Here is a 19,397-nt window from a genome sequence, read left to right on the forward strand (position 1 = left end):
GGGCGGGGGAGGCTGCCGACACCCGGGAAGTGACCTCTACACCGGTAGCCTCCGTCTCGATGTGGCAGCTGGACAGCCCGGTACGGCACTACCCGTGGGGGAGCCGGACGGTGATCCCCGAGCTGCTCGGCCTGCCCTCCCCGGCCGAGCAGCCCTTCGCCGAGCTCTGGATGGGCGCCCACCCCGACGCCCCCAGCCGGCTGGCCGACGGCACCGGCCTGGACGACGCGATCGGGGCCAACCCCGACGAGCTGCTGGGCACCCGGGTACGCGAGCGCTTCGGCCCCCGGCTGCCGTTCCTGATGAAGGTGCTGGCCGCGGACACCCCGCTGTCGCTGCAGGCGCACCCCACCACGGCGCAGGCCGAAGCGGGCTTCGCCGCCGAGGAGGCCGCCGGGGTCCCGCACGACGACCCCACGCGCACGTTCAAGGACCGGTTCCACAAGCCGGAGCTGCTGCTCGCCATCACCCCGGTCGAGGCGCTCTGCGGCTTCCGCCCGCTCGAGGAGTCGCTGCACTGCCTGGCCAAGCTGCAGCTGCCCGAGCTGAAGCCGACGATCGCCGCGCTGGCCCAGGGTGGGCTGCGCGCCGCGATCCCGCAGCTGCTGGCGCTGTCGGAGCTGCGCAAGACCTCGCTGGTCGCCGCGGTGGCCGAGCGGGCCGCCTCCTTCGTGGCCGCGCACGACCCGGAGTTCATCAACACCTACCGCTGGGCGGCCTCGCTGGCCGAGACCTACCCCGGTGACCCCGGCGTCGTCATCTCGCTGATGTGCAACCACCTCCGGCTGGCACCCGGGGAGGCCGTGTTCCTCCCCGCCGGCAACCTGCACGCCTACCTGTGCGGAGCCGGGGTCGAGGTGATGGCCAGCTCGGACAACGTGCTGCGCGGCGGGCTCACCAGCAAGCACGTCGACCTGGCGGCGCTGATCGAGGTGCTCGACTTCACCGACGGCAGGGTCCCGGTCATCCACCCGGTGCTCGGCCCCGGCGGCCTGCGCTACCCCGTCCCGGTCGACGACTTCGACCTCACCCGGTGCCAGGTCGACGTCGAGCCCGGCGTGCTGACCACGGCCGGCCCGCAGCTGCTGCTGTGCGCCGAGGGCACCGCCCGGCTGGCCTCGGCCGACGGCGAGCTCGTCCTGGCCCAGGGGCAGTCGGCGTTCGTGCCGGCGGGCGCCCCGGTCACCGCCGAGGGCCCCGCGGTGCTCTACCGGACCACCACCGCCCTCCGCTAGACCGGCGGTACCCTGGACGACGGCCACGAGCCCCGCCGAAGCCTCGGCATGCTCGCTCGCCCCGCACAGCCGGGGACCCACAGCGACCGACAGCGCCCGCCCCTCCCGGGCCGGGCCGGACACTGGAGCGACATGACCGCCAGCACTGGCAACCCCGTCCTGACCGACGGCGACTTCAAGGTCGCCGACCTCTCCCTGCACGGCTTCGGCCGCAAGGAGATCTCCCTCGCCGAGCACGAGATGCCGGGCCTGATGGCGCTGCGCGCCGAGTACGGCGACGAGCAGCCGCTGGCCGGCGCCCGGATCGCCGGCTCGCTGCACATGACCATCCAGACCGCGGTGCTCATCGAGACGCTGACGGCGCTCGGCGCCGACGTCCGCTGGGTCAGCTGCAACATCTTCTCCACCCAGGACCACGCCGCCGCGGCGATCGTCGTCGGCGACGGCACCGCCGAGCAGCCCACCGGCGTCCCGGTGTTCGCCTGGAAGGGCGAGACGCTGGAGGAGTACTGGTGGTGCACCCAGCGGTTGTTCGAGTTCCGCGACGAGAGCGGGGACGTCGTCGGCCCCAACATGCTGCTCGACGACGGCGGTGACGCCACCCTGCTGGTGCACCTGGGCACCCGGTTCGAGGCCGACGGCGTCGTCCCGGACACCACCGACGCCGACTCCGAGGAGTACGGGGTGATCCTGCAGGTGCTGCGGGACAGCCTCGCCGAGGACCCGCAGCGCTGGACCCGGATCGGCCAGGGCATCAAGGGCGTCACCGAGGAGACCACCACCGGCGTGCTGCGGCTGTACGAGCTCGCCCGGGAGAACCGGCTGCTCTTCCCGGCGATCAACGTCAACGACTCGGTCACCAAGAGCAAGTTCGACAACCTCTACGGCTGCCGGCACTCGCTGATCGACGGCCTGAACCGGGCCACCGACGTGATGATCGGCGGCAAGGTCGCCGTCGTCTGCGGGTACGGCGACGTCGGCAAGGGCTGCGCGGAGTCGCTGCGCGGCCAGGGCGCCCGGGTCATCGTCACCGAGATCGACCCGATCAACGCCCTGCAGGCGGCGATGCACGGCTACGAGGTGACCACGCTGGACGAGGTGATCGGCAAGGCCGACATCATCATCACCACGACCGGCAACAAGGACATCATCTCCGCCGAGCAGCTGGCCTCGACCAAGCACCAGGCGATCATCGGCAACATCGGCCACTTCGACAACGAGATCGACATGGCCGGCCTGGCCCGCACGCCCGGCGTGGTGCGCACGACCATCAAGCCGCAGGTCGACGAGTGGCGGTTCGCCGACGGCCACACGATCATCGTGCTCTCCGAGGGGCGCCTGCTGAACCTGGGCAACGCCACCGGGCACCCGAGCTTCGTGATGAGCGCGTCGTTCTCCAACCAGACGCTGGCGCAGATCGAGCTGTGGGGCAACCGCGCCGCCTACGAGGGCAAGACCCCCGGCGTCACCGTGCTGCCCAAGAAGCTCGACGAGCACGTCGCCCGACTGCACCTGGACGCCCTCGGGGTGAAGCTGACCACGCTGACCAAGGTGCAGGCCGACTACCTCGGCGTGCCGGTCGAGGGCCCGTACAAGAGCGACCACTACCGCTACTGAAGAAGGACCTGGCCGCCCCCCGCGACACGCTCCGCGCGCCGCGGGTCCCTGCGGCCAGGCCGTTCCAGCACGTCACCAGCTCGCGGCGGGACCCTGCGAGGGGGCCGTTCCAGGCCCTCACCAAGGCCGTTCCATCCGCTCACCTCCGCCCCTCACCCCGTTAGGGGTGAGGGGCGGGTGGCTTTTCCCGGCGGGTGGGAACGATTGCCGCGCTCCGTCACGCACAATGGCGCCGTGCCCCCTTCCGCACCCATGCCAGGAGCCAGTCGCGGCCGCGTGCTGGTCGTCGACGACGACGCCGCCCTCGCCGAGATGCTCGGGATCGTGCTGCGGCGCGAGGGCTACGAACCAGCCTTCGTGTCCGACGGCGCCCGCGCGGTCGCCGCGTTCCAGCAGGTCCGGCCCGACCTGGTGCTGCTGGACCTGATGCTGCCCGGCCGCAACGGCCTGCAGATCTGCCAGGACATCCGCAGCGAGTCCACCGTGCCGGTGATCATGCTGACCGCCAAGGGCGACACGATCGACGTCGTCCAGGGCCTGGAGGCCGGCGCCGACGACTACGTCACCAAGCCGTTCAAGCCGGTGGAGCTGGTCGCCCGGGTGCGGGCGCAGCTGCGCCGCGGGGAGAACGTGCAGGCGGAGAGCCTGTCCATCGGGGACGTGCTGATCGACGTCCCGGCGCACCAGGTCACCCGGGACGGCGTCCCGATCGCGCTGACCCCGCTGGAGTTCGACCTGCTGGTGGCGCTGGCCCGCAAGCCGCGCCAGGTGTTCACCCGCGAGCTGCTGCTGGAGCAGGTGTGGGGCTACCGGCACGCCGCGGACACCCGGCTGGTCAACGTGCACGTGCAGCGGCTGCGGGCCAAGGTCGAGCGCGACCCGGAGAAGCCGGAGGTCGTGCTGACCGTCCGCGGTGTCGGGTACAAGGCCGGCCCCCCGTGATGCTGCGCCGACGCACCGGAAGTGGACCATCGGTCTGGTGAGCACCGTCCGACCCGCGCCGCCGGCCCCGTCCGTCCCGCCGGCGACCGGACCCGACCCGGAGCCGGCACCGGCCGCGCGTCCCGGCGGCGCGCCGGGCACCGTGCAACGGCTGCGGCGCGGCCTGGCCCGCCGGGCCCGGCGGTTCCGCCGCAGGGCGCTGGTCAGCAGCTGGCGGCTGGCCCGCAGGGTGCTGCACGCCTGGCGGTCCTCGCTGCAGCTGCGGGTCGCCTCGATCACCGTGCTCATCGCCGGCGCCGTGGTGGTCGTCGTCAGCCTCGTGCTGTTCCGCCAGATCACCGACCAGCTGCTGGGCGTCAAGGAGCAGGCGGCGATCGACCAGACGCTCAACGGCATCCCGTTCGCGCAGTCCGAGGTGAGCGGGATCGCCACCGGCGACTCCGCGAGCGTGCGGTCCGCGCTGGCCCGCACGGTCGCCGGCCTGCAGCAGCGCGGTGGCGCCGCCGGTGACTTCGACGTGGTGATGGTCTACCGCTCCGGGGAGCTCGAGCGACCACCGGCATTCAGCCGGCGCGACGTCTACCCGGCGCTGCCCAGCGACCTGCGCGCGGAGGTCGCCGCCGGGTCGCAGGCCTACCGCTACGCGCCGGTGCCCGACGACGAGGGCAACCCGGTGCCGACCCTGCTCGTCGGCGCGCCGGTGCCCACCGACGCCGAGGCGGGGGAACGGGTCGAGCTGTACTTCGCCTTCCCGCTGGACCAGGAGCAGGAGAGCCTGGAGCTGATCCGTAGCACCGTGGTGATCAGCGGGACCGCGCTGGTGCTGTTCGTGGTGGGCATCGGGGTGCTGGTCACCCGGCTGGTCGTGGACCCGGTGCGGCGCGCCGCCGGCAGCGCCCAGCGGCTCGCCGAGGGGCACCTGGAGGAGCGCCTGGCCGTCCGCGGTGAGGACGAACTCGCCCGGCTGGCCACCAGCTTCAACGCGATGGCCGACAGCCTGCAGCGCCAGATCACCCAGCTGGAGGGGCTCTCCCAGCTGCAGCAGCGGTTCACCTCCGACGTCTCGCACGAACTGCGCACCCCGCTGACCACGGTGCAGATGGCGGCCGCCGTGCTGCACGACGCCCGCGGGGAGTTCGACCCGGCGGTGGCCCGCTCCGCGGAGCTGCTGCAGGCCGAGCTGAACCGGTTCGAGGTGCTGCTGTCGGACCTGCTGGAGATCAGCCGGTACGACGCCGGGGCCGCGGTGCTGGAGGCGGAGGCGCAGGACCTGCGGCGGCTGGTCGAGCAGACCGTCGAGGGGATGACCGCGCTGGCCGAGCTGCACGGTTGCGAGCTGCGGGTCGACGTCCCGGCGAAGCCGGTGGTCGCCGAGGTCGACGGCCGCCGGATCGAGCGGGTGCTGCGCAACCTGGTCGGCAACGCGATCGAGCACGGCACCGGGCGTCCGGTGGAGGTGACCCTGGCCGCCTCCGGCAGCGCCGCGGCGATCACCGTCCGGGACCACGGCGTCGGGTTGAGCAATGCCGACGCCCAGCACGTCTTCGACCGCTTCTGGCGGGCCGACCCCTCGCGGGTGCGGACCGTGGGCGGCAGCGGGCTGGGCCTGTCGATCAGCCTCGAGGACGCCCGCCTGCACGGTGGCTGGCTGCAGGTGTGGGGCCAGCCGGGGCAGGGCGCCCAGTTCCGGCTCACCGTGCCGCTGACCGCGGGGGCGGCGCTGACCAGCAGCCCGCTGCCGCTGCGCCCGGCCGCGCTGCGCCGGACGGAGGGGGATGCCCGGTGAACGCACCACCGCGGTCCGCCGCGCTGCTGGGCCTCCTCGTGGTCCTCCTCCTCGCCGGCTGCAACACCGTGCCGAGCAGCTCGCCCACCGTGCAGATCACCCAGGTGGCCCAGCCGCCCCCCGGTGACGTCGGGGTGGAGCCCTTCGGTCCGGTGGCCGGGGCGACCCCGGAGGAGGTCGTCCGGGGCTTCATCGAGGCCAGCGCCAGCCCGACCCGCAACCACCCGGTGGCCCGCCAGTACCTGGCCGCCGGGGCAGCGGAGTCCTGGTCCGACGCCGATGGCGTCACGATCATCAGCCGCGACTACGCCGCGGTACGCACCCAGCCGGGCACCGTGGAGGTGACCGCCGCCCAGGTGGGCACCGTCGACCGGCGCGGGGTCTTCACCGTGGCCGGCGACGAGCCGTACAACCGCTCCTTCACCCTCGTGGAGGAGGACGGGGAGTGGCGGATCACCGACCCGCCGGGTGGCCTGGTCATGCTGCAGCCGGACTTCGAGCGCACCTACGACCAGCTCGACGCCTTCTTCCTGGACCCCACCCTGAGCCGGGTCGTGCCCGACCCCCGCTACCTCGTCTCCGGCGACGCCCAGCTCAACCAGCTGGTGGAGCGGCTGCTCGCCGGGCCCGCGCCGACGATCGCCGCCGGCGTGGAGAACCCGCTGGCGGGGGCCACGCTGCGCAGCGCCGTCGAGGTGTCCGGCCAGACGGCGACGGTGGACCTCACCTGGCCGGAGCGGGTCCCCGACACGACGGTGGAGGCCGCGGCGGGTCAGCTGGTCTGGACCCTGGTGCGCGCCGGGCTCGGCGCGGTCGAGGTGCTCCGGGACGGCCAGCCGCTGGGCATCGACGGCCTGCCCACCGCCCAGACCGCCGAGGACTGGGTGCGGCTGGACCCCGACTACGCACCGGCCGAAGCCGTCGGGCACTACCTCGCCGACGGCGCGCTCCGCCGGGCCAACGACGGGGAGCCGGCGCCGGGCCCGGCGGGCACCGGCGTCTACGGGCTGCAGTCCGCGGCGATCACCACCGACCGGGACGGTGCGCTCGGCCTGACCGCGGGGGTCTCGACGACGGTGTCCCCGACGGGCGCGCCGGCCACGCTGTACGCCGGGCCCTACGGCGGGGAGCTGGCACCGGTGCTCGGTGGCCCGGGGTTCACCCCACCGACGACCGCGGGACCGCGGGCGGAGGTGTGGACGGTCCGCGACGGCACCGAGGTGGTCCGCCTCGCGGCCGGGGGCGCGCCGCAGACGGTGAGCGCGACCACGCTGGCCGGCCTGGGACGGGCGACGGCGTTCCAGCTCTCGCCGGACGGGGTCCGCGCGGCCGTGGTCATCGAGGGGCCCGACGGTGGCCGGCTGCACGTCGGCACCGTGGTCCGCGACGAGGAGGCGGTGAGCGTCCGCGACCTGCGGTCGATCACCCCCTCGCTGCGCGGGGTCACCGACGTGGCCTGGCGGACCGCGGGCGGGCTCGTCCTGCTCGCCGCCGACGCGGGGGAGGAGCGCGCCGTGCCCTGGTCGGTCGACGTCGACGGCTGGGGGCTGACCCAGCTGGCCACCGCCGGCCTGCCCGGTGACCGGACCGGCCTGGCCGCCGCCCCGGGCCGCCCGCTGCTGGTCAGCGCCGACGGCACGATCTGGCAGCTGGTCAGCGGCACCTGGGTGACGCCGATCCGCAGCGAGGGCCCGGTGGCCGGCGCCGCGCCGTTCTACCCGCTCTGAGCAGCCGGTGACGGCCGCCGTCCCCAGCGCGGGTGGCCGTCCCCAGGTCGCCGTGCGGTGCGGCGGTCGCCGCGGGCGGCGGGCAGCCTGACCCCCGTGGGTACGACGCCGGCCGGCCCCGGCCCCGGCGGCCCACGGGCGGGCCGGTGGGCGGATGCGGCCCGGGCGCTGGCCGACCTGGTGCTGCCCCGCGCCTGCGCCGGGTGCGCGGTGCCCGGCCCGGTGCTGTGCCCGCGCTGCTCGGCGCTGCTGGCCCGTCCCCATCTGGCCCAGCCGCGGCGGCACCCGCCGGGGTTCCCGCCCACCGTCGCCGCCGGCGCCTACGCCGGCCCGGTGCGCCCGGCGGTGGTGGCGTTCAAGGAGCACGGCCGGGCGGAGCTGGCCGGTCCGCTGGGCAGCGCGCTGGGGCTGGCGGTCGCCGCGGTGCTGACCGGCCTGGCGCAGCCGCCCGCTCCCGGCACGCCGGTGGTGCTGGTGCCGGTGCCCAGCTCCGCCGCGGCGGTCCGGGCCCGCGGCCGGGACCACGTCCGCGAGCTGGCCGACCGGGCGGTGGCCGAGCTGCGCGCCGCGGGGGTGCCGGCGGCGGCGGTCCCGCTGCTGCGACGGCCACGGGGGACCGCGGACAGCGCGGGCCTCGGCGCACGGGAGCGGCAGGCCAACCTCGCCGGCCGGTTCGCGCTGCGGCGTCGCCCGGCGCCGTCCGGCGTCCTGGTCGTGGTCGACGACGTGGTGACCAGCGGGGCCACCCTGACCGAGGCGGCCCGGGCGCTGCGGGCCGGCTCCGGGCACGCCCCGCCGGCCCGCGCGCCGGTGCTCGCCGCGGTGGTCGCCGCGACTCCCCGGCGTACTTCGGGCCAGGCCACGGCGCCCCCACCAGGGGCCTTCACGGTGCGTTCCTGACGGCCGGTCCCCGTGGGGGTGTCCCCGGTGTCGGGAACGGCGTGGGGCAACTAGCGTGGGTGCGATCACACCCGCTCACCGGGAGGTCCCATGGAGATCGTGGTCCGTGGCAGGAACGTCGAGGTGCCCGAGCACTTCCGCACGCACGTCGAGGACAAGGTCGGTCAGCTCGAGCGGTTCGACGGCAAGTTGATCCGGATCGACGTCGAGCTGCTGCACGAGAAGAACCCGCGTCAGTCGGCCATCGCCCAGCGCGTGGAGATCACGCTGCGCGGCAAGGGCCCCGTGGCCCGCGCCGAGGCGTCCGCCCACGACTTCTACGCCGCGCTCGAACTCGCGGTGGAGAAGGTGGAGAACCGGCTGCGGCGGGCCAACGACCGCCGCCGCGTGCACCACGGCCGCCGGACGCCGGCGAGCGTCCGGCTCGACGGCGCCTCCGACGCGCCGGTGGAGACGATGCTGACCGGCAACGCCGCCGACCTCGGCGGGGGCGTGCCCGACCTCGAGCCGAACGCCGCGCCGCTGGTCACCGATCTCGACGAGCACCTGCCCGGCCGGATCGTGCGCGAGAAGATGCACCCGGCCACGCCGATGCACGTCGACCAGGCCCTCTACGAGATGGAACTCGTGGGTCACGACTTCTTCCTGTTCCTGTGCGCCGACACCGGGCAGCCGTCGGTGGTCTACCGCCGGCACGCCTTCGACTACGGCCTGATCCGGCTGGGCGGCGAGCCGGCGGGCGACGGGACCGCCGAAGCCGACGCGGCGAGCGGCGGGGACACCGTGGGCACGACGGAGCGGCAGCCCGCCACCGTCTGAGGAAGGACCTCCCTGCCCCCCACCACTCGCAAGCTCGCGGCGGGCCCCTGCAGGGAGGCCGACGGCGGGCCGTCTCCCTATCGGGAGGCTGCCCGCCGTCCTCAGTCGCCGGGCAGCCGGGAGAACAGCGCGGCGTCGCCCACGCCGCCGTCCGGGTAGTGCAGGTAGGAGCGCAGCACGCCCTCCTGGGTGAAGCCGGCCCGGCGGGCCACCGACTGCGAGCCGGTGTTGCGGACGTCGGCGACCAGGTACACCCGCGGCGCACCGAGCCCGATGGCCCACTCGGCCATCGCATGCGCGGCCTCGGCCGCGTAGCCGTGCCCGCGGGCGTCGGGGGCGATCCAGTAGCCGACCTCCGGGCCCAGCGGGTGCTGGTTGATCCGGTGCACGCCGGTCGACCCGACGAACCGCCCCGCCGCCTCGATGGCGACGGTCAGCCCGGTGCCGGCCGACCGCTCGCCCGGCGCCTCCCGGGTGACCCAGTCGACGGCGTCGTCCCGGCTGTACCGGGGCCCCACGGCGGGGATCCAGCGCCCGACCTCCGGGTCCTGGCAGGCGGTGAACACGGCGTCGACATCGTCGGGCCGGTAGGGCCGCAGCACCAGCCGTTCGGTGCGTACCACCTCGGTGGTGAGGTCGATGCCGGAGATGTCCATGCTCAGCCCTCCTCGCCGGTCGGCGGGAAGCGGTTGGCGTTGCCCAGCACCCGGTCCACCGCGATCTCCAGCACCACCCGGGCCGGGTTGGGGCGCGGCTGCCGGTAGCGGCGGGCGTAGCGGGCCTCGGCGTCGGTGATCGACGCGGCGTCCTCCCGCAGCACCGCCGTCCCCTCCAGCGTCGCCCAGCGCCGGCCGTCGACGGTGCAGACGGCCACCCGGGTCTGCCCGGCCCGCACGTGCCCGGCCTTGACCGACGTGCCCGAGGTGATCACCCGCGCGGTGCCGGTGGCCGGGTCGAAGGTGACCCCGACCGGGACGACGTGCGGGGTGCCGTCGGCCCGCATCGTGGTGAGGGTCGCGAGGTGGCGTTCGGTCAGCAACGCGATCAGACCCGGGCCGTAGGCGTCATCCACGCCTGGAGAGGGTACGGACGGGGCAGGCGTGACCAGAGCGGTCCAGCGGGCAGCAGGTTCCCAGCCGGGCCGCCTACGCTGGGGTCGTGGTGTTCTCCAAGATCCTCCGTGCCGGTGAGGGCAAGATCCTCCGACGTCTGTCGAAGATCGCGGATGCGGTCGAGGCGCTCGAGGTCGACGTCGTCGACCTCACCGACGCCGAGCTGCGGGCCAAGACCGACGAGTTCAAGGAGCGCTACGGCGACGGGGAGACCCTCGACCAGCTGCTGCCCGAGGCGTTCGCGGTGGTCCGCGAGGCGAGCAAGCGGACGGTCGGCCAGCGGCACTACCGAGTCCAGCTGATGGGCGGCGCCGCGCTGCACCTGGGCAACATCGCCGAGATGAAGACCGGTGAGGGCAAGACCCTCACCGGCGTGCTGGCGGCCTACCTCAACGCGCTGAGCGGCGACGGCGTGCACGTCGTCACCACCAACGACTACCTGGCCTCCCGCGACGCGGAGTGGACCGGCCGGATCCAGCGCTTCCTCGGCCTGAGCGTCGGCACGATCGTCTCCGGGCAGAAGCCCGACGTCCGCCGGCAGCAGTACCTGGCCGACATCACCCACGGCACGAACAACGAGTTCGGCTTCGACTACCTGCGCGACAACATGGCCTGGTCCAAGGCCGACCTGGTGCAGCGGGGGCACTCCTTCGCCATCGTCGACGAGGTCGACTCGATCCTCATCGACGAGGCCCGCACCCCGCTGATCATCAGCGGCCCGGCCGAGACCAGCGCCAAGTGGTACGGCGAGTTCGCCCGCATCGCCCCGCTGATGAAGCGCGACCGGCACTACGAGGTCGAGGAGAGCAAGCGAACGATCGCCATCACCGAGGAGGGCGTGGAGTTGGTCGAGGACCAGCTCGGCATCGACAACCTCTACGAGGCGGCCAACACCCCGCTGATCAGCTACCTGAACAACGCCCTCAAGGCCAAGGAGCTGTTCAAGAAGGACCAGCAGTACATCGTCAGCAACGGCGAGGTGCTCATCGTCGACGAGTTCACCGGCCGCGTGCTGGCCGGCCGCCGCTACAACGAGGGCATGCACCAGGCCATCGAGGCCAAGGAGCGGGTGCAGATCAAGGACGAGAACCAGACCCTCGCCACGATCACCCTGCAGAACTACTTCCGGCTCTACGACAAGCTCTCCGGGATGACCGGCACGGCGCAGACCGAGGCCGCCGAGCTGCACCAGACCTACGGCCTGGGCGTGGTGCCGATCCCGACGAACCGGCCGATGATCCGGGCCGACGAGTCCGACCTGATCTACAAGACCGAGAAGGCCAAGTTCGAGGCGGTCGTCGACGACATCGCCGAACGGAACGAGGCGGGCCAGCCGGTGCTCGTCGGTACCGCCAGCGTGGAGAAGTCCGAGGTCCTGGACAAGCTGCTGACCCGCCGGGGCATCCCGCACAACGTGCTCAACGCCCGCCACCACGCGCAGGAGGCGTCGATCATCGCCCGGGCCGGCCGGCTGTCCGCGGTCACCGTGGCCACCAACATGGCCGGCCGCGGCACCGACATCCAGCTCGGTGGCAACGCCGACGTGATCGCCGACGAGGCGCTGCGGGCCAAGGGGCTCACCCCGGCGGAGACCCCGGAGGAGTACGAGGCGGCGTGGGACGACGCGCTCGCCGCGGCCAAGGCCCAGGTCAAGGTCGAGCACGACCAGGTCACCGAGGCCGGGGGCCTCTACGTGCTGGGCACCGAGCGGCACGAGAGCCGCCGCATCGACAACCAGCTGCGCGGGCGCTCCGGCCGTCAGGGCGACCCGGGCGAGTCCCGGTTCTACCTGTCGCTCGGCGATGACCTGATGCGCCGGTTCAACGGGCCGATGCTCGAGAACATGATGAACACGCTGCGCGTCCCCGACGACCAGCCGATCGAGCACAAGATGGTCAGCCGGGCCATCCGCTCGGCGCAGACGCAGCTGGAGCAGCAGAACTACGAGGTCCGCAAGGACGTCCTGAAGTACGACGAGGTGCTCAACCGCCAGCGCACCGTCATCTACGCCGAGCGCCGCAAGGTGCTCGACGGTGAGGACCTGCACGTGCAGGTGCGCGGCATGGTCGACGACGTCGTCGCCGCCTACGTGGACGGCGCCACCGAGGCCGGGTACGCCGAGGACTGGGACCTCGAGCAGCTGTGGTCCGGCCTGAAGGCGCTCTACCCGGTGGGCCTGGACCGGCAGGAGCTGCTGGACCGGGTGGCCGACGGCGAGCAGGCCGCGCTCACCGCCGACGTGCTCAAGTCCGAGCTGCTCGCCGACGTGCACCGCGCCTACGAGGAGCGGGAGGCCGGGCTCGGCGCGGAGGTCATGCGCGAGCTGGAGCGGCGGGTGCTGCTCTCGGTGCTGGACCGCAAGTGGCGCGAGCACCTCTACGAGATGGACTACCTGCGGGCCGGCATCCACCTGCGCGCGATGGCCAACCGCGACCCGGTCGTGGAGTACCAGCGCGAGGGCTACGACATGTTCAACGCGATGCTCGACGGGATCAAGGAGGAGTCCGTCGGCTTCCTGTTCCACCTCGAGGTCAAGACCAAGGACCAGCAGGAGGCGGAGGCCCGGGCCAAGCAGGCGCAGTCCGAGGCCGAGGCGCTGGCTCGCGCCCAGGCCGGGACCCAGCGGGTGCTGGCCCGGCAGGCCGCCGCTGCGGCGGCGCAGGCCGCCACCGCGACGGCCGCGCAGGCCCCGGCGTCCACCGACGGGGACGGCGCCGCGCCGGCCACCGCCCCTCCCGCGCCCAGCACGGACGGGAACGGTGCCGCTCCGGCCGCGGCTCCGGCTCCGGCTCCGGCCGCGCGTCCGGCCGCGGACGCCGACGGCGCGGGCGACGGTGGGGGGACGACGAGCTCCGCCCGGCGCACCCGGAAGCCCGCGCCCGCCACCGCGTCGGCGCCCGCTGCCGCGTCTGCGCCCGCTGAGGCCACGGCGCCGGCTGCCCCAGCCGCGGCGGCGGTGCCCGGCGCCCCCGACGGCGGGCCGGAGCTGTCGGTGAAGGGGCTGGAGGCGCCGAAGCAGGAGCAGCTGACCTACAGCGCGCCGAGCCTGGACCAGTCCGCCAAGGACGCCGGCCGGCCGAAGGCGGCGAAGTCCGCGACGGTCACCGGTACCAAGGAGACCCCGCGGAACGCGCCCTGCCCCTGCGGCTCGGGCAAGAAGTTCAAGCAGTGCCACGGAGTGGCCGGCAACAGCTGAGAAAGGGCCCCTCCGCAGGTCCCACGCCTCGCAGGCTCGGCGCGGGACCTGCGGAGGGGCCGGACTCAGCCGATCTGCAGTGCGGTGCACCGCCAGCGCCCGTCGATCCCCTCCAGGCGCGCGGCGACCGCGTGCGCCCGCCCGCCCCGGCGGGCCACCGCGCTGATCTCGGCGACGCCGTCCACCGGCTCGCAGACCCGCACCCCACCCACCACCAGCGGCGCCGTGCCCTCGGCGCACCAGCGAGGGCGGCGCCGCTCGCCGAGCGCGGTGTAGAGCGCAGGGGTCACCAGCGGCTGCAGCTGCGCCATCGGCCGGCGGCCGGCGAACGCCTCCAGGGTGAGGATGACCAGCCGGCGGCCGGCCGACATGGCATCGGGCAGCTCCGCCCGCCCGGACCAGCGGGGACCGAACTCCGCCTCCACCGGCGCGAGCAGGGGCTGGACCCGGTCCAGCCGCGGGCGGGGGCCGGGTGGCGGCGCCGGCCGGCGGTGCCGCTGGCCGGGCACCAGCACCCGCACGGGGTGCGCCGCCGGTTCCAGCGCCGGCCCCGGGGTGCGCACCACCGTCAGGTGCAGGCGTGGGCGGGTGGTCGGTCCGGCCGGGCCGGGGACCGTCGGGGTCAGCTGGTGCTGCGGTGCGCTCATCGGAGCTCCTCGGAGGACGGGGGCGGCGCCTGCAGCACCTGACCGGGCAGCAGGAGGTCGGGGTCGGGGCCGATCACGTCGGCGTTCGCCTGCCACCAGTCGGCGACCGCGGCGGCGGTGGCGGCGTCGGTGACCGGGGTGCCGGGGGAGGACCGGGCCAGCCAGGCGGCCGCGATGTCCCACAGGCAGTCACCGCGCAGCACCACGTGCTGCGCGGACCGGGTGTCGGGCGGCGCGCTGTCGGCTGGCCCGGTGTCGGCCGGCCCGGTGTCGGCCGGTGCGGTGTCGGCCGGTGCGGTGTCGGCTGGCGCGGTGCCGGGGGCGCCGGGCCGGTCCACCGACCACGGCCAGTCGGCATCGGGCGCCGTCGGCCAGTCCACCGACACCGGGAACCCGATGTCGGTGGCGTCGGCCACGGTCGCGACGACGGTCGGTGCGGGCCACGCCACCGCCGGCGCGGCGGTGACCAGGCCCAGCCCGACGGCGAGCGCGGCCGCCCGCCGGGCACCGGCGGGCAGCAGCAGGTGGAGCAGCCGGCCCGCGGCCCGACCCGCTGCGCCCGGCGCGGTGGACAGCGCGGTGAGCAGCAGCCCGACGGCGCCCCATGCCCAGCAGGCCCAGGCCGCCGCGGTCACCCCCACGACCACCAGCGCGTCCGGGCCCGCGCCGTCGACCAGCCCCTGCGGATCGGCCAGCGCCGCCCGCACCGCGGCCGGATCGGCACCCAGCGCCGCCAGCGCCCAGGCGACAGCGGCCATCACCGCCGCCGTCGTCAGCCATCGCCGAGTGGACATCACACCTCCTGGATGACCACCAAACAGCACCAACGCAAGCAAATGCAACCAAATGCAAGCATCTGTGGACGAGTTACGCTCCGGCCATGCGCTGGGAGCAGCTGTTCGCCGACCTCGAGGCGCAGGCCGCCGACCAGGAGGCGGCGGAGCTCGACGCCGAGTCGGCCTCGCGGTCGCGCGCCGAGCTCGGGCGGGTGCACCTGGCCGATCGGCTGCGTGGCGCGGTCGGCGCCGAGGTGGTGCTGACCTGCGCCGGGGTGGGTGAGCTCGCCGGCCGGCTGGTCGAGGTGGGTGTCGACTGGCTGCTGCTGACCGACGTCCAGCAGCGTGAGCTGCTGGTCGCCACCCGCGCGGTCCGGGCCGTCGGCGGGCTGACCACCCTGACCGTCGACGGTGCTACCGACGGGACGCAGTCGCGGCTGGACCTCCGCCGGGCGCTGCGTGGCCTGGCCCGGGACCGGGCGACGGTCCAGTGCCTGCTGGACGACGGCAGCGTCTTCGCCGGCACGGTCGACCGGGTGGGCGCCGACCACCTGGAGCTGGCCGAGCACGCGGTGGACCGCCCGCGCCGACGGGGTGCGGTCAGTGGCGTGCGGGCGATCGTGCTGGCGGCGGTGGTCGCCGTCCGGACCCTGCCGCCGGCGGTGGTCTGAGCCGGGAGCTCAGCCGGTCAGGAGGGGGAGTCGACCTGGGTGTCGGCGGTCGTCTCGGCGTCGGCGGCCTCCGGCTCGACCGCACGCGCCTCGGCGTACTTCTGCTGGATGAAGCGCTCCAGCTCGTCCTTCTCCACCCGCCACTGCCCGCGGCCACCGATCTGGATGGCGCCCAGCTCCTTGCGGCGGACCAGCGCGTAGGCCTGGGACCAGGAGACGTTGAGGATCTCCGCGACGTCGTCGAGGGTCCAGAACCGCTGGGTGGCCATGAGGTGGGTCGCTCTCCCGTCGAAGGTGGTCGCCAGTCTGTCAGTCGGGTGATCCGGGGCCCCATCGTCCACCCGAAGGTGTGGACAACGGCTGCGCGGTCCCCGGTTCCTCGGTCATGATCTGCCTCCGCCGCACCGTGCGGTACCGCTCCGGACGCCGTCCGGTGGGCGGTGACCGGGGAGGACGACCCAGCCATGAGCGCGCCGACCACCTCCGCGGCCCCGGTCGTCGAGTCGGCGCCGGCCGGCCCGGTCGCCCGGCGCGTCCGCCCGCCGCGCTGGCTCGACCTGCGCCTCGTCCTGGGGATCCTGCTGGTGCTCGGGTCGGTGCTGGTCGGGGCCCGGGTGGTCACCGCCGCCGACGCGACCGTGCCCGTGTGGTCGGCCGGCGCCGACCTCGCGGCCGGCACGGCGCTGACCGCCGAGGACCTGGTGCCGGTGTCGGTGCGGCTGGACGACGTCGCCGGCTCCTACCTGTCCGCGAGCACCCGCCCCGAGGGCCGGGTCCTCGCGCGGGCGGTCCGCGCCGGTGAGCTGGTGCCCAGGTCGGCGCTGGCGGAGGTCACCGGGCAGGTGCAGCTCGCGCTGCCGGTCCAGGCCGGGTACGTGCCGCCGGGGCTGTCCCGCGGTCAGCTGGTCGACGTCTACGCCGTGGCCGACCCCGCCGTGGGCGCGTCCCTGGAGACCGGTGGTGACGTGGACCTGGTGGTCGGTGCGGCACCGGTCCAGGCGGTGACCGGCCGGTCCGACGGCGTGCTGTCGGCGTCCACCAGCACCCTGCAGGTGGTGGTGACCGTCCCGGCCGACGAGGCCCCGGAGGTGCTGGCCGCGATCGGTGGCCGCGGTCTGGTCGTGGTCGTCCGCGACTCGGTCGACGCCACCGCCGAGGCGGGGTCGACCGGCTGATGTCGCTGCAGGTCTTCACCGCGGTCACCGGGGCGGCCTGGGAGTCCGAGCTGGTCGGTGCCCTGGACCGGGAGGACCACGGCGTCACCGTCGTCCGCCGGTGCGTCGACGTCGCCGACCTGCTCGCCGCGGCCAGCACCGGCACCGGCCAGGCCGCGCTGCTCTCGGCCGAGCTGCGCCGGCTGGACGGCGCGGCCGTGACCCGGCTGGTCGCCGCCGGGGTGGCGGTCGTGGGGCTGGTCGAGCCCGGGGATGCACGCGCCGGTGACCGGCTGCGCCAGCTGGGGGTCGAGCGGGTGCTCCCGGCCGACGCCCCGCCGGAGGAGATCGCCCGCGCGCTGCGTGCCGCGGTCGCCGGGGGAGCGCCGGCCGGCCGGGACGTGGCCGATCCGCGTGCGGCGCTCCGCCCGGTGGGTCCGGAGCAGCAGGAGCCGCCCCGCCCGGGCGGCCGCGGCCGGGTGGTCGCCGTCTGGGGCCCGACGGGCGCGCCGGGGCGGACCACGGTCGCGGTCGGCCTGGCCGACGAGGCCGCCCGGCTGGACGTGACGACCCTGCTGGTGGACGCCGACGTGTACGGCGGCGTGGTGGCACAGGTGCTCGGCCTGCTCGACGAGTCGCCGGGGGTGGCCGCCGCGGCCCGGCAGGCCGGCGCGGGCACCCTCGACGGACCCGCCCTCTCCCGGCTGGCGGGGTCGGTGGGACCGCGGCTGCGGGTGCTCACCGGGCTGGCGCGCGCCGACCGCTGGCCGGAGGTGCGCCCCCAGGCGCTCGCCGTGGTGCTGGCGGAAGCCCGGCGGCTGGCGACGCTCACCGTGGTCGACTGCGCCTTCTGCCTGGAGGAGGACGAGGAGCTGTCCTTCGACACGGCGGCGCCGCGACGCAACGGCGCGACCCTGGCCGTGCTCGAGGCGGCCGACGAGGTGCTCTGCGTGAGCGGCGCCGACCCGGTGGCCCTGCAGCGGACGATCCGGGCCCTCGGCGAGCTGCGTGAGGTGCTGCCCGAGGTCCGCCCCCGGGTGGTCGTCAACCAGCTCCGCCGCGGTCCGGTGGCCGGTGACCCGCGGCGGGAGATCGCCGCGGCGCTGACCCGCTTCACGGGCGCGGAGGTGGACTGCTTCCTGCCCGCGGACCGGCGGTCGACCGATGCCGCCCTCGCCGCGGGCCGGACGCTGGCCGAGGTCGCCCCCGGGTCCCCGCTGCGGGTGGCGCTGCGCGAGCTCGCCGTCGGCCTTAGTGGCGCGCCGGTGCCCGCCGGCCGCCGGCGCGCCCGCGGCTGAGCCGCCGGCCGGACGTGACCGGTTCCGGGGCCACCCCGGCCGGGGGCGGGGCCTCCGCGTAGGTTGGGGCGACCGTCAGTGGGGGAGGTCACGCCGTGGTCCAACGGCTCACCGCGCTGGACGCGTCGTTCCTCTACCTGGAGGAGCCGGCGACGCCCATGCACGTGGGTGGGGTGCTCGTGCTCGAGTGCCCCGACGGCGGGCTCGACCACGAGGCGCTCATCGAGCTGGTCCGGGCCCGTCTCCCGCTCGTGCCCCGCTACCGGCAGAAGGTGCTGGAGGTCCCCGGGCACCTGGCGAACCCGGCCTGGGTGGACGACCCGGACTTCGACATCAGCTACCACGTGCGGCGCTCGGCGCTGCCCCGGCCGGGCACCGAGGAGCAGTTGCTGGACCTCGTCGCCCGGCTGACCGCCCGACCGCTGGACCGCACCCGCCCGCTGTGGGAGATGTACCTGGTCGAGGGGCTGGCGGGCGACCGCACGGCGGTGGTGACCAAGACCCACCCGGCGCTGGTCGACGGTCTGGGGGCCATCGACATCGGTCAGGTGATCCTGGACCCCAGCCAGCACGCCGACGCCGGCACGGTGGCGGTGCCCGACGACTGGCGGCCACAGCGGCCCCCGGGGTCGGCCGCGCTGGTCTGGGAAGCGGTCGAGGACTACCTGCAGCGACCCTCTGCCGTGCTGGACACGGCCCGGACCGCGGTCGGTGACGTGCGCGCCACCGCCGCCCGGTGGGCCGGGGTGGCCACCGGGCTGCTCGCCGCCGCCGCCCGGACCGCGGTGTCGCCGGCGCCGGCGAGCCCGCTGAACGCACCGATCGGCCGGCAGCGGCGGTTCGCCGTCGCCCGGGTGTCGCTGGCGGAGTTGCGGGAGGTGCGCCGGTCCCTCGGGGGCACCGTCAACGACGTGCTGCTCAGTACGGTCACCGGCGCGCTGCGGGAGTGGCTGCTGTCCCGCGGGGAGCCGGTGGTGGGCAGCACCGTGGTGCGGGCCCTGGTGCCGGTGTCGGTGCGCACCGAGGATGACGGCGGCGGCAACCGGGTCTCCTCGCTGCTGGTCGACCTGCCGGTCGGTGAGCCGAACCCACGGGTGCGCATGGCCCGGATCAGCTACGCCATGCGCGGCCTGGCGCCCCGCGGCCAGTCGGTGGGCGCCGACACGCTCAGTGCGCTGAGCGGCTTCGCCCCGCCGACCCTGCACGCGCTCGGCGCCCGCGCCGCCAGCGGGCTGTCCCGCCGGCTGTTCAACCTCGTGGTCACCAACGTGCCCGGCCCCCAGGTGCCGCTGTACGCCGGCGGGGCCCGGATGGTCGAGGTCTTCCCGGTGGTGCCGCTGGTCCGCGGCCAGGGTCTGGCCATCGGCCTGACCAGCTACGACGGCACGGTGTACGTGGGCCTGAACGCCGACCGGGACAGCATCAGCGACGTCGAGGTGCTGGCCGACCTCATCGAGCGGGAGGTCGGCGACCTGCGGGAGGCCGCCCGCTGAGCGAGCACCAGCTGGTCCCCACTC

The 19,397-nt window shown here is 75.0% G+C and carries 17 protein-coding genes; 12 read left to right on the forward strand and 5 right to left on the reverse strand.

The genetic code is table 11. The features are described 5' to 3' along the window. Positions 1-59 precede the first annotated feature (59 nt). From manA to hpf, 7 genes are all read left to right on the forward strand, one after another. Positions 60-1,235: a mannose-6-phosphate isomerase, class I gene (gene manA / locus ACI79U_RS12535; protein WP_457069321.1), complete on the forward strand. Its 1,176-nt coding sequence runs from the start codon at positions 60-62 to the stop codon at positions 1,233-1,235. 132 nt (positions 1,236-1,367) lie between these two features. Next, positions 1,368-2,852, forward strand: a complete 1,485-nt coding sequence (gene ahcY, locus ACI79U_RS12540) for an adenosylhomocysteinase (protein ID WP_457069319.1) — start codon at positions 1,368-1,370, stop codon at positions 2,850-2,852. Between the two features lie 234 nt (positions 2,853-3,086). Further along, positions 3,087-3,794 carry an MtrAB system response regulator MtrA gene (gene mtrA / locus ACI79U_RS12545; protein ID WP_457069317.1) on the forward strand — a complete coding sequence of 236 codons (708 nt, stop codon included), beginning with the start codon at positions 3,087-3,089 and terminating at the stop codon, positions 3,792-3,794. Positions 3,795-3,831: 37 nt separating this feature from the next. Continuing rightward, entirely contained in the window at positions 3,832-5,580 is a 1,749-nt protein-coding gene (gene mtrB, locus ACI79U_RS12550) for an MtrAB system histidine kinase MtrB (RefSeq protein WP_457069315.1), read from the forward strand. Further along, positions 5,577-7,307, forward strand: a complete 1,731-nt coding sequence (locus tag ACI79U_RS12555; protein WP_457069312.1) for an LpqB family beta-propeller domain-containing protein — start codon at positions 5,577-5,579, stop codon at positions 7,305-7,307. Before mtrB ends, ACI79U_RS12555 begins: the two co-directional genes overlap by 4 nt. Before the next feature lie 96 nt (positions 7,308-7,403). Further along, on the forward strand, positions 7,404-8,207 hold the full coding sequence (locus ACI79U_RS12560; RefSeq protein ID WP_457069310.1) for a ComF family protein: 804 nt from the start codon (positions 7,404-7,406) through the stop codon (positions 8,205-8,207). A gap of 90 nt (positions 8,208-8,297) precedes the next feature. Then, the gene (gene hpf / locus ACI79U_RS12565) at positions 8,298-9,026 is read left to right on the forward strand and encodes a ribosome hibernation-promoting factor, HPF/YfiA family (protein WP_457069308.1); all 729 of its coding nucleotides are present in this window, start codon (positions 8,298-8,300) and stop codon (positions 9,024-9,026) included. 101 nt (positions 9,027-9,127) lie between these two features. Here the strand turns inward: hpf and ACI79U_RS12570 are convergent, their stop codons facing one another. Further along, on the reverse strand, positions 9,128-9,682 hold the full coding sequence (locus ACI79U_RS12570) for a GNAT family N-acetyltransferase (protein ID WP_457069306.1): 555 nt from the start codon (positions 9,680-9,682) through the stop codon (positions 9,128-9,130). A gap of 2 nt (positions 9,683-9,684) precedes the next feature. Next, complete coding sequence (locus ACI79U_RS12575; RefSeq protein ID WP_457069304.1) at positions 9,685-10,098, reverse strand: pyridoxamine 5'-phosphate oxidase family protein; 414 nt, start codon at positions 10,096-10,098, stop codon at positions 9,685-9,687. An 86-nt stretch (positions 10,099-10,184) separates the two neighbouring features. On the opposite strand from ACI79U_RS12575, the gene secA reads away from it, so the two are divergent. Next, positions 10,185-13,334: a preprotein translocase subunit SecA gene (gene secA, locus ACI79U_RS12580; protein WP_457069302.1), complete on the forward strand. Its 3,150-nt coding sequence runs from the start codon at positions 10,185-10,187 to the stop codon at positions 13,332-13,334. 65 nt (positions 13,335-13,399) lie between these two features. Here the strand turns inward: secA and ACI79U_RS12585 are convergent, their stop codons facing one another. Beyond that, the gene (locus ACI79U_RS12585; RefSeq protein ID WP_457069300.1) at positions 13,400-13,981 is read right to left on the reverse strand and encodes an Rv3235 family protein; all 582 of its coding nucleotides are present in this window, start codon (positions 13,979-13,981) and stop codon (positions 13,400-13,402) included. Then, positions 13,978-14,775 (reverse strand): hypothetical protein, encoded by a 798-nt coding sequence (locus ACI79U_RS12590; protein ID WP_457069298.1) that lies wholly within the window; start codon positions 14,773-14,775, stop codon positions 13,978-13,980. Before ACI79U_RS12590 ends, ACI79U_RS12585 begins: the two co-directional genes overlap by 4 nt. 86 nt (positions 14,776-14,861) lie before the next feature. Here ACI79U_RS12590 and ACI79U_RS12595 point away from each other — a divergent pair, with 86 nt between their 5' ends. After that, positions 14,862-15,428, forward strand: coding sequence for a hypothetical protein (locus ACI79U_RS12595; RefSeq protein WP_457069296.1), 567 nt, complete (start codon positions 14,862-14,864; stop codon positions 15,426-15,428). Between the two features lie 17 nt (positions 15,429-15,445). On the opposite strand, the gene ACI79U_RS12600 is transcribed toward ACI79U_RS12595, so the two are convergent. Beyond that, positions 15,446-15,697, reverse strand: coding sequence for a helix-turn-helix domain-containing protein (locus ACI79U_RS12600; protein ID WP_457069294.1), 252 nt, complete (start codon positions 15,695-15,697; stop codon positions 15,446-15,448). A 195-nt stretch (positions 15,698-15,892) separates the two neighbouring features. Here ACI79U_RS12600 and ACI79U_RS12605 point away from each other — a divergent pair, with 195 nt between their 5' ends. The 3 genes from ACI79U_RS12605 to ACI79U_RS12615 all read left to right on the forward strand — a co-directional run bounded on the left by ACI79U_RS12605 (position 15,893) and on the right by ACI79U_RS12615 (position 19,373). After that, positions 15,893-16,603, forward strand: a complete 711-nt coding sequence (locus ACI79U_RS12605) for an SAF domain-containing protein (RefSeq protein WP_457069292.1) — start codon at positions 15,893-15,895, stop codon at positions 16,601-16,603. Next, positions 16,603-17,880, forward strand: a complete 1,278-nt coding sequence (locus ACI79U_RS12610; protein WP_457069290.1) for an AAA family ATPase — start codon at positions 16,603-16,605, stop codon at positions 17,878-17,880. Before ACI79U_RS12605 ends, ACI79U_RS12610 begins: the two co-directional genes overlap by 1 nt. Before the next feature lie 95 nt (positions 17,881-17,975). Then, positions 17,976-19,373: a WS/DGAT/MGAT family O-acyltransferase gene (locus ACI79U_RS12615; protein ID WP_457069288.1), complete on the forward strand. Its 1,398-nt coding sequence runs from the start codon at positions 17,976-17,978 to the stop codon at positions 19,371-19,373. The last annotated feature ends 24 nt before the right edge of the window (positions 19,374-19,397 follow it).

Source organism: Modestobacter sp. SYSU DS0904 (genome assembly GCF_054051115.1).